Genomic DNA, 14,702 nt, shown 5'->3' on the forward strand with positions numbered 1-14,702 from the left:
CCAGATCTGCCACAAATCGCCCAATCACATAGAAGATTGCCAGAATCAGACCCGCCGTGAAAATCAGCGGCAGAGCAGTCAGGATTTGCTCGAGCATTTGCACTGCCGGGGCAGAAATAGCTTCGATTTGCAGCGCATTGAGGGCAGCGATCGCCGTCGGGATCAAAATCAGCACATACACGATCGTGCCGATCAATGCCGCCAGGGATAGCCCGCCCGCTGCCTGGGTCAAGCCGATTCTTGCGCCGATCTGGTTGGTTCCCACTGCGCTAAGCAGGTTCGTGACAATGCCGCGCACAACTCGCGCAATCAGCCAGCCGACCGCCGCAATCAATATCGCTGTCAAAATTCTGGGCAGCGCAGAGAGAATCTGATCGAGCAAATTCTGCACAGGCTGAAGCGGACCCTGAAGATTTAAAACATCCAGAACCAGGGGCAGGAAAAACAGCAGCACAAACCAGTACAGCGCGTTGCCGAGGGTTTCGTTCAGCAAAAACGGGCTGCCTGCATCAGTTCCGCCTGTTTGCGCCGCTAGCCGATCGTCTAGATTAAACCGCGATAATCCACGGGTAACAACCAGCTTGGTGATCGTTGCCAACAACCACGCCACCAGCAAAAGCACAACCGCTCCACCCAGGCGCGGCAAATAGGCAAAAATTTGGTTCAGCAGACTAGTCAGCGGCGCGGAGACTGCCGGAAGCTGAAGCGCGTTCAGGAATGCCACGATCGCAAACAACATGATCAGCCAGAATACCCCGGCTGAGATCCATCGCTCCACCCGCAGTGAATCGCCCTGCGTCGTTGGGTGTCCAGTAATGGCGTGGGCAATGCGATCGTCTAGATTCGTTTTACTCAAAATGCCTCGAACAACCGAAGCGACCAGCAGCGCGATCAGCCAGCCAATGATCAAAACGGCGATCGCCGCAATCAAACGAGGCAGATAGGCTGTAATTCCCTGAAGCCAGTTGGTTGCTACCGCTGTACTTTCTGTAAGCGGATTGGCTTGGGCAAGCCAGGGAAGCCAGCCCAGCGGCTCAGGCAAATGAAGGGACGCGACGCACCAAATCTCACTCATAGGGTTTTGATACCAGAAACATCACTAAGGACTGAAAAACAAGCGTATTCGTTTTCCTAGGAAAAAATCAGGAGAAACTGTAAAACAACGGAACGGTTTTCAGGAGTCGATCGCCAATTGATCGCCTCGATCAACAGTGCGGGTTTATCTGCTCGCTAAAATTTTGCAGTCACACTAAATACCGATAAGATTATGTCGGAAGCCTTAGAGTCGCCTCTCTCTTTATGAAGAAATAACGAGCGGGATTTAGACAAAACGGTAATGGCGGGCGATCGGAACTGGCAGATCAAAAAATAGAATTGCGATGGAGAATTGCCTTAATACTGATGTAGATTCGTTAAGTTCAGTAAGTTCAATTAATAGCCTGCGGCGAAGTTATCCGAGGCCTGCGCCGTCATAATTTCATGTTGTATTTCAGAAGTCGTATTCTGGAAAATAATTAAACAGTCATGCTGTTTGTCGGATTGCGTGCTCCTCGATTTTGGGCAATCCTGTACCTTTAAGTCGCCTGTACCTCTAAGTTGCCTATGCCTCTAAGTTGCCTATGCCTCTAAGTTGAAGGTTTACTTTATTCCGTCTCCAGTAAACTGCCAGACGCTAGCCCATCAGACGTTAGATTATCTAATGTATTACAGTGATCTTTGGGAACTCTCCTTAGTAACTCTCCCCGACTCCTGCCAGAATGCCGCTGCAAGTCTTTGAGCAATCGATTCAAATCAAGGCTAGCGCAACCGCTGTCGAGCAATGCCTGACGGACTTAGAGCTAATGCACCGATGGCTCAATCCTGCTTTGCGCTGTGAGCCGATTAGCGAGTGGAGTACCGAGTTAGGTAGCCGCAGCCGCTTTGTGATTCAGGTTCCTCTGTTGAAGCCCAAGCTGAGAGTTACAGTGGGCAAGCGGGAGCCGGGGCTGATTGTGTGGGAGTTTCAAGGCTTTTTCAAAGGGCGCGATCGCTGGGAATGCCAGCCTAATGAGCGGGGCACACGATTAATTAATCGCTTTGAGTTTTCGATCCCGAATGCGATCGTTCGCTACGGCTTTAATCAGTTTGCCTATGACTGGACAAAGCAAGATATGCAGGCACAGCTTCGCCGCCTTAAGCGAGTGGCGGAGGAAGTGTATCAGCTCTCTGCGGTTTAGGCACTGTGCGTCGTTGACCCTGGCTTCTGTCCAGCCCACTGCCCAGGGTATCCCTCAGCGTATTGTTCAGCGTATTGCCAGGGTTGAACTGTTACCAGTCTGACTTTAGATATATTTTCGCCAAAATTGCCTGATTGGTCGCGTTTATCGTCCTCCGAGTTGGGTTTGGGTGTTTACCCTGAAAGTATGGCTTTGAAAATTATTGTGGGTGAGTGGAATGAATACCTTACGTTTTAAGCAACTATTTTTTATCTCTAGCCTGGCAGGAATTTTGGTGGCGATGGGCAGTCGATCGGCTCAAGCCGAAACTTTTCAGGCAATGCCACAAGCGAATCAAACTCCTGACACTGCGGGCATCCGATCGGATGCCCCACTAAACGCGCAACCTGACGCAGCCAATTCGTTAACCGTTCAAGAAGAACCGCTTCATAGCGAACCGACTCCTGTAATCAACGCAGAAGCAGTTCCTCCGCTTGATTCCGCCGAAGTTTCAGCAGACAGTTTGCAGGGGGAAACGCAGCGCGGAACTGAGACAGCTCAAATGATTACTCCGCAGGACGACCAATCTGGTATTAATACCGAGATTAATGCGAATATTGATGCACAAGGCTCCAATTCGATCATTACTGCTCAAGAAGTCGATCCGGGTCGAGCCACGCGATCGGGTTCAAGCTACATTGGCATTGGCGGCAATATTGGCTTCGGCGGCGATAGCGGACTGGGCACAGGCAATTTTGCCATTTTGAGCAAAGTGGGCATTACGGAAAATATTTCGCTTCGTCCGGCTGCTTTGGTGGGGGATGGTGTCACGTTCCTCTTTCCAGCAACGGTTGATTTTCCGATCGCCGTTTCGACCACGGTAGATGACGAACGCATCGGGCTGGCTCCGTTTATTGGGGGCGGTATTGCAATTGGCGCAGACGACGATAGCGAAATTCAGCCCCTAGTGACGGTAGGTGTGGATGTGCCAATTACCAACGAGTTCACCGCAAACGCAAGTGCCAACGTCAGCTTTCCTGATGATGTGGAAGTGGGCGTGATTTTGGGAATTGGCTACAACTTCCGTTAAAGAATCTGCGGGGCAGTGCCATTTAATTCATGCATACCCTGCGGCAGGTGACAAGCCCTGAATGAATCTGCCAGCATGGCACGCGACGGCATGGTTGATCTGACGGTTTATCTGACTGAAGCAGGTCTTTGCTTGCTTGTAGCCGTTTTGTATCGATCGTGCCGTCGATGTGATGTTTGCGATACTCGCCATGCCACGGCTGATTAAATTTCAACGGTTTTGGGCGATCGCCCTGATTACGGCATTTGCAGTTTTGAGTGGTCTGCCCGGATGGGCACAGACTGCTCCAGCGAGTTCGCCAGCCGCTTCAACGCCCGTGCCGGAAGCTTCATCCGAAGGGCTATTCTTTGCTGATGTGGTGGTGCGAGGACAGCCCATTTTTCAGATTGGCGGACTGACGAATTTAACCGCGGCAGAGCGGGCACGAATCATTAACCGCCGCATTGGCAGCATTTTGGCACAGTCCGAAATAGAGCGCTCGGTCAGGGTGCGGGTAAATTCCACCCGATCGGTTGCCACGCTGCAAGTTAACAATCGCGTTTTGATGACCATCACCCAGCAGGATGCTCAGGACTTTAATCTGCCTGTCGAAATCTTGGCACAGCAGTGGGCAGACGAGTTGACCGAAGCATTTGATCAGCCGCCTTTAGCGATCGACGTGGGACAACGGTTATATTCCACGATGCGGCAGTTTTTGCGAGATGCGATCGATCAGTTGCCTGCTCTGATTGGTGCGTTGCTGGTAATAGCACTCACTTGGGCGTTTGCAGCGAGTATGCGGCGAGTCGTGCTGGCAGGGGCAGGACGTTGGGAGATTGATCACAACTCAAAAGTGCTGGTGAGCCGTCTGGGATACGGAGCCGTCTGGGTGCTGGGGACGATCGTGGCACTGGGCGTTTTAGGACTGGATTTTGCGGCCCTGTTTGGCACGCTGGGACTCACGAGTGTGGCAATTGGCTTTAGCTTGCGGGATGTGTTGAGCAACTATTTTTCGGGAATTATCTTGCTGGCATCGCGTCCGTTTCGGCTGGGTGATCAGATTGTGATTAAAGAATACGAAGGAACCGTTACCCAGATCCAGCTCCGGGCAACCCGAATCAAAACCTACGACGGACGCACAGTTTATATTCCCAACCAGGAAGTTTTTAACGCCAGCATTGTGAATAACACGATGGTCAAAATTCGCCGTAGCGAGATCACGATCGGCATTGACTATGAAGCCGACATTCAAACTGCTCAGCGAATTATTGAAGACGTGCTGCGGCACACCGAAGGCGTCGAGGCAGACCCATTGCCCGAAGTTCTAGTTTGGGAGCTGGGAGCCAACGCCGTGAAGCTTCAGGTGCGAATCTGGGTCAGTTCCCGTCGTCAGTTGTTTTTAGAAAGCACCTCACGAGCCGCGATCGCGATTAAAGAAGCCTTGCAGGCAGCCGGAATTCCGATGCTGACCGAGATTTATACCATCAGGCTTCAGGATCAGCCCTCGGATTTGCCGCATCGCCACTTAGTGGACTCGAAGGACTCGAAGTCCTTTGCCCAAAGTGATGCCACCCATTCTTCTAACGGAATCTCGATCGATTAAAAGCTGCGGGTTAAAAAGCCGATCGCCGATTTCTTCCTTTGGAGAGGTGGAGCGAAAGCAGAGCTGTGGGTGAAACTGGGAAGCGTTCTGGCATATTGCAAGCTTCTGAGAAAACGATGAAAGGATTAAAGGGAAAAACCGCACTGATTACGGGCGCAAGTTCGGGAATTGGACAGGCGATCGCCGTTCGTTTGGCGCAAGAAGGCTGCAACATTGCGATCAACTACCGTAAAAATCCTGAAGGCGCAGAAGATACCGAAGAGCAGGCAATGCAAAAAGCCTGTGGACAGGCAGAAGAATGCGGCGTGCAGTCCCTATTAGTTCAGGGCGATGTATCCCAAGAAGAAGACATCGTAAACGTGATCAGTGCGACTGTTGACAAGTTTGGCGGTCTAGATATTTTGATCAACAATGCTGGAATTCAGACCGAGCAAGCCTCCCACGAAGTATCAACCGACGAGTTCGATCGTGTAATCAACGTTAACTTGCGTGGAGCCTATCTCTGTGCGCGAGAAACAATTAAACATTTCCTGGCTCAGAACCGCCCCGGTGTCATTATTAATGTCTCTAGCGTTCACGAAGTCATTCCCCGCCCTTCCTACATCAGCTACTCGATCAGCAAAGGCGGCATGGGAAATATGACTAAAACCCTAGCTCTGGAATACGCCAATCGCGGTATTCGGATCAATGCGATTGCCCCCGGAGCCACCATTACGCCCATTAACGACGCCTGGACCCATGATCCAGAACAAAAGGCGATCGTCGAAAGCCACATTCCAATGGGTCGTGCTGGAACGTCTGAAGAAATGGCAGCCGCCGTTGCCTTCCTGGTTTCGGATGAAGCGACCTACATCACCGGGCAAACGCTATTTATCGATGGTGGACTCACGCTCTACGCCGATTTCCGGGAAGCCTGGTCAGCCTGAGCTGCAAACCACTCAATCAATAACGGATTGACGATCTCAGGAGCTTCGTCCTGGGGACAGTGACCAATTCCAGGTAACGGCACAAATTGCTTGACCGCCGGAAATTCCGCCAGGGCTTTCCCCTTCTCAAACGGCTCCCACGGGTCATCGATTCCCCAAGCAATCAGGACTGGAACCTGAACTTGTGGCAGGAGATCCTCTGGTAAAACGCCTTTGGAATAAGTGATGAACGACAGAAACACATCGGCTGCGCCCTCGTCCTGGGCAGGCTTGAGCAAAATTTCGACCAGCTCATCGGTAACGGCTTCTTTGCGGCTATATGCCTTCAGTAGTGCTTTGCGAATCACTTGCGGCTGAGCCAGCTTTGAGAAAAAGAAGTGCCCGATCGCCGGATGCGTCAACAGCTTTTGCACCCGCGGAAAAACAATTCGTCGATACCAGTTCAGCTTTCGCTCATGCTGGAGCCGCAATGCACAATCTAACAGGGCTAGCGACTTTATTTGCTCAGGCTGATTCACTGCTGCCTGTAATCCCACCAAACAGCCGATTGAATTTGCCGCAATATGGACAGGTTCGTCAATCACGTCTCGGCAAAAATCGTTAATTTGTTCGCCCCAGGTCTCAAATCGGTAGTGAATTGCTTCTCCCGGCTTGGGTTTCGCCGATTCGCCAAAGCCAATCAGATCGATCGCATACACCCGATGCTGCTGTGCTAACGCTTCAATATTCCTGCGCCAGTGCCGACAGGATGCCCCCAGCCCGTGAATCAGCAAAACTGCCGTTCCCGCCGTTCCTGCGGTTTGATAGGCGATCGAAAACCCGCGCCACTGCCAAAATTGAGTTGTGAGCTGAGAACCAGACGCGATCGATTGATTGATAATCATAGAAATGGGTTGAAGAAATTGTTGAAACGAAAAACTAGAAAGTTTGTCGATCGGTTCTGGATAAGGATAAAGGGGGTGCTGTCATGCTTTTGAAACAGTGAAAGCAATCCTTAGAGAGTCTTGAGAAGAAGATATATCCGAACTGCCCCCTTTCAGGCATCCCTTTTGTAATAGGCAGTTCTACCCGTCTCAAAGTCCCCCAGTGTTGAGGGTTATCAAGAGAAACAGCGGGGGCAATGCGAAAGTACCCGTCTCACCAACTTATTCCAGTGCGTCCCAGATATTTTTGGGAACACTGCTGCGTCCTTTACGAGAGATGAGATTCGGCTGATAGTGGCAAGTATTGGCTTGTTCAACTTTCTGGATAAATCCTTGAGCAATTAGCTCGCTCAGCAAAGCTTCAATTGCGGACTCCGATTGATCGAAATGAACAGCAATCTCAGAGACCGTTGCCTGCTGGTGACGAACTAGCCAATTCATCAGCGATCGTTCCCTTTCCGCTAGAAACAGCAAATCTGCCATTGTTCGCGTGGATAAGCCTGCGCTGCGGCGGGACTGTTTTCTTGCAGGCTGCTCCGCCTGGGGTTCTAATTGCCATTCGGGATTATCCGACATACTCCAGTGCCAGTAATTTTTGCGCGACGGTATGCACTTCTTCGCTAAACGTATGGTGGGGATGATGCAGCCAAAACACGCCGCCGCTTGCCAGTTGCAGCATTTCCTCGTTTTCGTAGAACAAACCGCCCACCGGAACGCCGTAGCGCGTTTGCACTTGTTCCAGCACCGAAGCACGAGAGAAGGCTTGAGGCGTTTTGTTGACCAGCAGCATAATATTGGGCACGTCGAGCCGCTGCGCCACTTCTAAAGTCACTGCCGTACCCAGAAAATCTTGGCGATCGGGACGCAGAATAATCACCATCGCATCGGAAATTGCGATCGACAGCAGCGTTTCCTCGTTTAAGCCGGGGTGCGTGTCGATAAAAAGGTAGTCCAGGTCTAGCTGTTCGGTGAGTTCCTGAAAGCCTTCGTTCAGCAGACCAACATCAAAGCCTTCTCGCAGCACCTTGGCGATTTCTCCGGCTTTGAGGCTAGAGGGCACCAGATAAACCTTGCCTGCGAGATTAGCGGTTCCGGTGGCAGTTTGGAGCTGAGAAGTGACATCATAGGCAGTTTTTTCAATGGGGCACTGTCCCCATAAATAATCGTTCAGCGAGTAGTTAAAGGAATCTTCGTCCAGACCGAAAATGACGTGAATTCCGGGCGACTGAATATCAGTGTCTACAATGCCAACTCGCTTGCCCTGACTAGCGATCGCCACTGCCAGATTTGCCGTCAGGTTAGATTTCCCCGTGCCACCCCGGAAGGAGTGAATTGAAATGATTTGAGACATAAAGCGTCCCTCTAATAAAACCAGGATTTTGAGATAGGCGATAAACCTGAATACAGTATGGGAACAATGGGCGAGAAACTATCACACTTCAGTAACGACTTTATGGAAAAGCGAACTTATGCACCGGGGGACGTGGTGTATCAGGAAGGCGATGCCAGCGACAACGTTTATCTAATTAAAAGCGGACGGATTGAGCTAGTCGATCGCTATCCCGAAACAGGGGAAGTGGTGGCAAAAACGCTGGGTGTGGGCAAAGTCTTTGGTGAGATTGAGCTAATCGATCGCAAGTCGCGTTCCTCAACGGCAAAAGTGATGGAATCGACGAAAGTTATGATCTTCAGCCACGAAGAAATTCTAGACGTTTTGTTTAAACACCCGGAACAAAGTCTGGTTCTGGCACGGGATGTCTTCGATCGCCTCAGGCAGCTTTACAGCACCGATAGCCTGGACGCAGAAATGACCAAACTGCGCGAAGAAATGCACGAAACCATCAAGAAAGCGGTGATTAGTCATGAATCTCGCGTGGTCAAAAGCCATAATGGCATGGCGGCAATTGCAATTCCGATCGTGTTGCTGGTGGCGATCGTCATTGGCATTCGTGTCTATCTACATTAATTTCGCTAATTTATTCCCGTTGCGAGCTTTTGTCGTGCGACATTTACAACTTACGCCTCAGCAAATTGCAGTTCCCGGAATTATGGGCGGTATGGGTCCGCTTGCCCATCTTGAGTTTGAACAGCGGTTGATTCAAAAAAATCTAGAGCGAGGCAACAGCAGCGATCAAGATCATCCGGTCTGGTTGTTGGTGAACGCATCGAATATTCCCGATCGCACAAAAAGCATTGTCGGAGAAACCGCCGACTGCGTGCCCTGGCTGCTGCACTATGGGCATTTGCTAGAACGGTCCGGCGTTGACTTTATTCTGGTGACTTGCAACACCGCCCATGCGTTTTACGATCGGGTTCAGCCTCAGCTCAATGTTCCCTGGATTCATTTAATGGAACAAACAGTACAGTTCATCCGAGTTGCTCATCCCCAGGTGCGGCGAGTGGGGGTTTTGGCAACAGACGGCACATTAAGAACTGAACTTTATACGCGTAGCCTGACCCAGACCGGGTTAATTCCAATCGTGCCCATGCTGGGGTCGGGGGTGCAGCTCCAAATAATGCAGTCGATCTATCATCCCAATTGGGGAATCAAAAATGCAGGCATTTGGATTTCTGAGCAGGCAATACAAGCGCTTCAGCAGTCGATCGAATGGCTGCAACAGCAGGGCGCAGAGCTAGTGATTGCAGGATGTACCGAGCTTTCCGTCGCACTGACACGCATGGAAACCGTTCCCCTGCCGTGGGTTGACCCGCTCGAAGTGGCAGCATCGCTAACGCTGGATCTGGCGTTTGGTCGGCGATCGCTGCAATCGATTTGGGCAGCCTGAATTAAATGCAACTCCCCCATGCAAGCGACAATGCGGAAACCCCTGATCAAGCTCATCGGATGGACGACGCTGGTGCTGCTGCTCTGGTTGGCGGTTCCGATTGCAATACCAGACGCAGTTGCAAGTCACAGTGCAGCTCAAAGCCCCCCTCAAAGTTCTCCTCAAAGTCCCCCTCAAAGTTCCTCATCAATTCAGGATGGAGAGGGCGAAAGAATCTTAAGGACAAAACAGGCCCCGAATGCAGGCTCCGCAGCCCTGCAAGAGAGCCGATCACCCATGCCGCCAGACGTTCAGCGGATTTTGCGGCGCGGTAAGCTCGTGGTGGCAATGCTAAATCAAGACAATCCGCCTTTTTTTATAACTGCTGAAGGAACGCCAGAAGGCTCCGACGTTCAGGTTGCGCGATCGATCGCGGAGCAGCTTGGGGTTTCGGTAGAGTTTAATCGATCGGCAAAGACGTTTGATCAGGTGGTGCAGACGGTGTATCGTCTCGATGCGGATCTGGCAATCTCGAAGCTGAGCCGAACGCTGAGCCGTGCTAAATTTGTGCGTTTTAGTCAACCTTACGTCACCATGCGGCAGGGTTTGCTGGTGAACCGACTTCAGCTTGTACAGCAGGCAAACGGACGCAGCATTCCTGAAGTGATTCGGAATTTGGAAGGCAAGATCGGCGTGATCCAGGGATCTTCCTATGTTGGGTTTACTCAAAAGCGATTTCCCAAAGCAGAAGTGGTCGAGTTTCCGTCCTGGTCTGCCGCGGTGGATGCGGTGATTCGAGGTGAGGTGCTAGCAACCTATCGCGATGAACTGGAGGTTAAGAAAGTAGTACTCAGTAAACCCGATGCTGCCCTTCAGCTTCAGACGATTGCCCTGACCGACACCGAAGATGCGATCGCCATTGCCCTTCCCTGGGACAGCCAACATCTGCTGGCATTTGTGAATCAGGCACTTGACACGATGAATATCAATGACACCGCAGATAGCCTGCTGCAAGCTTATTCCAATCGGCTTCAGACCAATTCTCAAGGAAAGCGGTAGGAAAGCGATGTCAAAGTATTTCTCAAGATATTTCTCAAAGACCTCCTCAAACTATCCCAAGTTTTTCTCCGTTCCATTCCTGATTCGGTGGCTAAAAAGTCCCTGGACGATCGCCGTTAGCGTTGGGCTGAGTATCTATCTAGGAACTTGTCAGCCTCAGATTGCCGCGTCGATCGCCCCCCTGGGACAGTTTTATTTAAGCTTGCTGAAGATGTGCGTTCTGCCGATTTTGCTTTCTGCGGTAACAGTGAGTACAGGGCGACTGATGATGACGGATAATGCCGCTCGATCGATCCGGCGCATTGCCGCTGTGTTTCCGATCGGGTTGCTGCTGGTGAGCAGTATTGCCGTTGCGATCGCCACCCTGGCTCAGCCGGGGAAAAATCTTTCGGCTTCAGCTCTGAAGAAATTAGGCATTTTAGTCAATCAGTCGGGAATCGATCTGGAAATTTCATTAAGCGGGGCAGAAATACAGCCTGAAGAATTTCCGCTGAATCAATTGCTGGTCAATCTGATTCCAGAAAATATCTTTAGTGCGCTGAGCGAAGGGCAAACGCTGAGAGTTTTAGTGTTTGCGCTCGTCTTTGGCATTTCGCTGGGACTCGTGCGAGAACCTGCCACGCAATCGTTGTTTGCAGCGTTAGAAAGTGTTTATCATGCCTGCAATCGGCTAATTCAAGGATTAACTGTTTTATTACCGCTTGGGTTATGCAGCTTATTGACGACCCAGTTTTCGCAGTTGGGCATTGATATTCTGTTTTCCATGATTCGGTTTGTGCTGATTGCCATTCTCACTTTTGTCATCATTTATATTCTCAGTACCATTATCATTTGGCGACAAACCAATCAATCATTTCTAACCGTCCTAGCACAGCTTAAAGAGTCAACCTTTCTGGCACTGGCAACGTCGAGCAGCCTTGCCTGCATTCCCTCAGCAATCTCCGCGCTGAGCAACGGTTTAGGCTTCGATCGCCAAACAACCCAGCTTTTGACGCCGCTTTCGATTACACTCTGCCGCTTTGGATCGGTGATTTACTTTGCCCTGGCTGCTCTGTTTGTCGCCCAGCTTTACAACAAAGATTTGAGCGGGGGACAGTTGGCACTCGTCGTGGTTCTCTCGATTCTAGCGGGCATGGCAACTTCGGGCGCAACGAGCGTGATCACGCTGACCATGCTCGACATTGTGCTGAATCCCCTGAAACTTCCCTTGGAAGCAGTGCTGGTGCTGTTTATTGCGATCGATCCCATTGTTGATCCCTTCCGCACCTTGGGAATTGTCCATACAGGGATTGCCGCAACTGCCCTAGTTGCTCAATCCGAAGCGGAACCAAGGATCGATATTTCAACCCTTCCGCCCTGTTTACCCGACTCTACGCTGTGAGGAGATTTTCCGTGACCCGACTTCGCTCGCTGCAAAACTATCTCCGGTCAAAAGCAGGTACGCCTGGTCTCAAAGTCAGCCTGGTAGGAGCGATACTAGCAACCGTAGGCGCAACGGCTGCGATCGTCTATATTCCCTGTGCAATGACTTCGCGACGCAACGTGAATACGCTGATGACTCAGGTCAATCAGGAAATTGCCAATGCCACCAGTCAGGAAGTCAAGCGGCTGTTTCTGAGTGCCCAATCCGCGCAGCAGCTTGTAGACAGCAGTTTTACGCAGGAACTGATTGACCTGAACAATTGGCAGGAGCAGGAAGCCTTTTTCCTGAGTACCCTTGCTGCCAATCCCGACTTTACCTGGATTCAGCTTGGCTTTGCAGACGGTGATTTTGTCGGCGTACAGCGCACTGCGGATGATTTGCTGCACTTTCACGTTCGCGATTGGGATGGCAGGACTCGCACTACCCACAGCACCATTCGCACCTATCAGGTAGAAAATCAGGAATTCAAGCAAATTGATCAGCACTCCGCCCCGATGGAGCCTGCGTTTTATGCGCCTGATCGCCCCTGGTATAAAAGTGCAATTCGTACTGACGGAAAGCCTGCCTGGACGGTTTATATTTATCGATCGACCAACGCGCCAGGAATGGATACAACGATTCGTCTACAGCAAGATCAAAAGACGATCGGAGTGATTGGAATTGGAATCGAGTTGGCTCAGCTTTCACGATATCTCGAACGCATGAAAGGCGATCGATCGGGAGAAGCCTTTATTCTCAATCCTGAACAGGAATTAATTGCTTCAACCGATCCGCAGGAAGTTTTTTCAGAGGCAAAACGTCAAACCCAGCTTCAGCAATTGAGCCAGGCGCAGAACCCGCTGCTTCAATTAGCAAATCAGACGATTCAAGCCCAAAAGATAAACCTTAGTACAATTCAAAATCAGCAGGAATACGTTTACGTCGATCCCAAAACCGGAGAGAGCTATCGCATCTCGCTATCGCCCGTGGGCTATCTGGATTGGGTCGTGGGTGCGATTATTCCTGAGGCTGGCTACCTGGTTGAAATTAACCGCAGCAGGCAGGTTCTATTGATTGTGATTAGCGTGTTTGTCTTGATAGCCGCGGGTCTGGCAATTATTGCAGTCGATCGGATTGTGGCACGTCCGATTCTTTGCATTGCCCACGTTGCCGCAGACATTGAAGCCGAAACCTTTGAGCTAGATCACCTTTCCCCGGTCGCCCGCCGTACCGATGAACTGGGACAACTCGCCCGCATTTTTAAAAAAATGGCACAGCAAGTTTATCTACGCGAACAGCGACTCAAGCAGCAGGTTCAGGAATTAAAAATTGAGATCGACGAAGCCAAGCGACAAAAGCAAGTTAAAGAAATTGTCGAAACCGACTTCTTCCAGGATCTTGTCGGCAAAGCACAAACGATGCGCCGGCGAAAACAGTCTCGATCGGCTCACGGAGCCTCTCAATTGTAAAAACTTGATTGCAAAAAAGGGGCAGATGCCCCCCAAATTGTCGTCAAAGTTGTCGTCAAAGTTATAAAGTCACCTATGTCCAGTACAGCACCTGCGCCTGCGGAAACCGCTTATTGATCTCCCCTTCAAAGAACTGGCGAAGCTGCCTCATCGTATTGCCGTCGTACACATACTTCGTGCCGCCAAACTTGTTGCGCTTGATAATGCGATTCTGCTCGTCCATATCTAGCTTGCTGTTGGGATACCAGGCTTGCAGCACTTCCTTAGAGCCGGGCGTAAAGCGGTGCGAAATCAGCTCAAACGTGAGGTCACAGGGGAAGTCGATCGCCTGCTCGATCTGATCGAACAAATCGCTGTAATGCTGCTCCCAGTCTTCGATCGGCATAATCGGCGCGATCACTAAACCGATCGGATAGCCACCGCCGCCCTGCTCACGCGGAAGTCCGAGCTTGCGGAGTGCCTGAAGCCGCTGAGGAACAGTCGCCGTACCGCCTTCGAGCTTCTGGGAAACCCAGGCAGCATTGACGCTAACCCGACAGCGCGTATGCCCGTTATGCGGCAAATCCAGCAGCCCGTCTACGTTGTCAAACTTGGACACCCAGCGCAAATAGCCGTCCTCGCGTGTGCCAAAATAGCGAATCGCTTCTGCCAAGCTGCCCGTTAAATGCTCAATACCAAGCGGGTCGGTGTAGCAACTCACCTCAAAGCTAGTCGCCTTGCCCGGCTGCTCATACTTGCCTAGGTTGGCGAGAATCTGCGGCAGGTTAGCAAACACGCGAATCAGAGGTGGACCCTGCAAACTGCCTGCTAGATAGCAATATTGACAGTGACCCGGACAACCTTCAGCAATGTGAAACTGCCAGTCTGCGGAAGGTGGAATCGGGCTGAGCTTAAAGCTGCTGGGCGGAGCCGTCACCACTGCCAGCGTCCGCTTTGCTCTGGCATAAGTCTCGCGCTCGGTCTCACCCTTAACGCCTGTGATGCGATTGCGGCCTAACTCCTCGATCGGCAAATCGAGTGACTGCGCCCGTCGATAAAGCTCCTGTCCCCATGGCTCTTCGAGTGCCATCGGCGTAAACAAAACGCGCTCAGGCAACCACAGCCGCGATGAACGAAACGCACTCAGCTCGGGATGAATCGGTGCGGTAATATCAGTCGTTGGCTCAGGGGTTGTAGCGGGATCAAACGGACTAGTCTTAACAGTTTTAGCGTCTAAACCCGTAGTCTCTGCGGTCTCAAGGGGAAGCGTGAGTTGAGTAGGTGTAGCGATCAAAATCCAGCTCCATGAATG

15 protein-coding genes are annotated in these 14,702 nt (G+C 51.2%); 10 read left to right on the top strand and 5 right to left on the bottom strand.

What is annotated here, in order from left to right; genetic code table 11:
• The coding region (locus tag H6F80_RS04400; RefSeq protein ID WP_190790394.1) for a mechanosensitive ion channel at positions 1–1,075 on the bottom strand (1,075 nt) is incomplete at its 3' end.
• 682 nt (positions 1,076–1,757) lie between these two features.
• Between H6F80_RS04400 and H6F80_RS04405 the strand changes: the two genes are divergently transcribed.
• The 5 genes from H6F80_RS04405 (at position 1,758) to H6F80_RS04420 (ending at position 5,793) form a co-directional block, all read left to right on the top strand.
• The gene (locus H6F80_RS04405; protein ID WP_190790395.1) at positions 1,758–2,216 is read left to right on the top strand and encodes an SRPBCC family protein; all 459 of its coding nucleotides are present in this window, start codon (positions 1,758–1,760) and stop codon (positions 2,214–2,216) included.
• Positions 2,217–2,433: 217 nt separating this feature from the next.
• A complete protein-coding gene (locus tag H6F80_RS04410; protein WP_190790396.1) occupies positions 2,434–3,285 on the top strand; it encodes a hypothetical protein in 852 nt (283 codons plus the stop codon).
• Positions 3,286–3,360: 75 nt separating this feature from the next.
• A complete protein-coding gene (locus H6F80_RS30235) occupies positions 3,361–3,492 on the top strand; it encodes a hypothetical protein (RefSeq protein WP_277879036.1) in 132 nt (43 codons plus the stop codon).
• Positions 3,476–4,867 (top strand): mechanosensitive ion channel family protein, encoded by a 1,392-nt coding sequence (locus H6F80_RS04415; protein ID WP_190790397.1) that lies wholly within the window; start codon positions 3,476–3,478, stop codon positions 4,865–4,867. The genes H6F80_RS30235 and H6F80_RS04415 overlap by 17 nt, the downstream gene beginning before the upstream one ends.
• A gap of 116 nt (positions 4,868–4,983) precedes the next feature.
• Positions 4,984–5,793, top strand: a complete 810-nt coding sequence (locus H6F80_RS04420) for a glucose 1-dehydrogenase (protein ID WP_190790398.1) — start codon at positions 4,984–4,986, stop codon at positions 5,791–5,793.
• Here H6F80_RS04420 and H6F80_RS04425 read toward each other — a convergent pair.
• From H6F80_RS04425 to H6F80_RS04435, 3 genes are all read right to left on the bottom strand, one after another.
• Positions 5,760–6,677, bottom strand: a complete 918-nt coding sequence (locus H6F80_RS04425) for an alpha/beta fold hydrolase (RefSeq protein ID WP_190790399.1) — start codon at positions 6,675–6,677, stop codon at positions 5,760–5,762. The two genes, H6F80_RS04420 and H6F80_RS04425, sit on opposite strands and share 34 nt — an antisense overlap.
• Positions 6,678–6,938: 261 nt before the next feature.
• Positions 6,939–7,292 (bottom strand): FeoC-like transcriptional regulator, encoded by a 354-nt coding sequence (locus tag H6F80_RS04430; RefSeq protein ID WP_190790400.1) that lies wholly within the window; start codon positions 7,290–7,292, stop codon positions 6,939–6,941.
• Complete coding sequence (locus H6F80_RS04435; protein WP_190790401.1) at positions 7,282–8,067, bottom strand: MinD/ParA family ATP-binding protein; 786 nt, start codon at positions 8,065–8,067, stop codon at positions 7,282–7,284. The genes H6F80_RS04430 and H6F80_RS04435 overlap by 11 nt, the downstream gene beginning before the upstream one ends.
• A gap of 102 nt (positions 8,068–8,169) precedes the next feature.
• Between H6F80_RS04435 and H6F80_RS04440 the strand changes: the two genes are divergently transcribed.
• From H6F80_RS04440 to H6F80_RS04460, 5 genes are read left to right on the top strand one after another with little or no spacing between them, the layout of a single operon-like run.
• Positions 8,170–8,682, top strand: coding sequence for a cyclic nucleotide-binding domain-containing protein (locus H6F80_RS04440; protein WP_190790413.1), 513 nt, complete (start codon positions 8,170–8,172; stop codon positions 8,680–8,682).
• A gap of 34 nt (positions 8,683–8,716) precedes the next feature.
• Positions 8,717–9,502: an aspartate/glutamate racemase family protein gene (locus H6F80_RS04445; RefSeq protein WP_347277821.1), complete on the top strand. Its 786-nt coding sequence runs from the start codon at positions 8,717–8,719 to the stop codon at positions 9,500–9,502.
• A 30-nt stretch (positions 9,503–9,532) separates the two neighbouring features.
• Entirely contained in the window at positions 9,533–10,540 is a 1,008-nt protein-coding gene (locus H6F80_RS04450) for a substrate-binding periplasmic protein (RefSeq protein WP_190790403.1), read from the top strand.
• Between the two features lie 7 nt (positions 10,541–10,547).
• Positions 10,548–11,921, top strand: a complete 1,374-nt coding sequence (locus tag H6F80_RS04455; protein ID WP_190790404.1) for a dicarboxylate/amino acid:cation symporter — start codon at positions 10,548–10,550, stop codon at positions 11,919–11,921.
• An 11-nt stretch (positions 11,922–11,932) separates the two neighbouring features.
• Complete coding sequence (locus H6F80_RS04460; RefSeq protein WP_190790405.1) at positions 11,933–13,411, top strand: HAMP domain-containing protein; 1,479 nt, start codon at positions 11,933–11,935, stop codon at positions 13,409–13,411.
• 73 nt (positions 13,412–13,484) lie between these two features.
• Here the strand turns inward: H6F80_RS04460 and H6F80_RS04465 are convergent, their stop codons facing one another.
• A complete protein-coding gene (locus H6F80_RS04465) occupies positions 13,485–14,684 on the bottom strand; it encodes a spore photoproduct lyase family protein (RefSeq protein ID WP_242067156.1) in 1,200 nt (399 codons plus the stop codon).
• Positions 14,685–14,702 lie beyond the last annotated feature (18 nt).

The sequence above is a fragment of the Leptolyngbya sp. FACHB-711 genome (genome assembly GCF_014695615.1).
Lineage (GTDB): Bacteria > Cyanobacteriota > Cyanobacteriia > Elainellales > Elainellaceae > Leptolyngbya_A.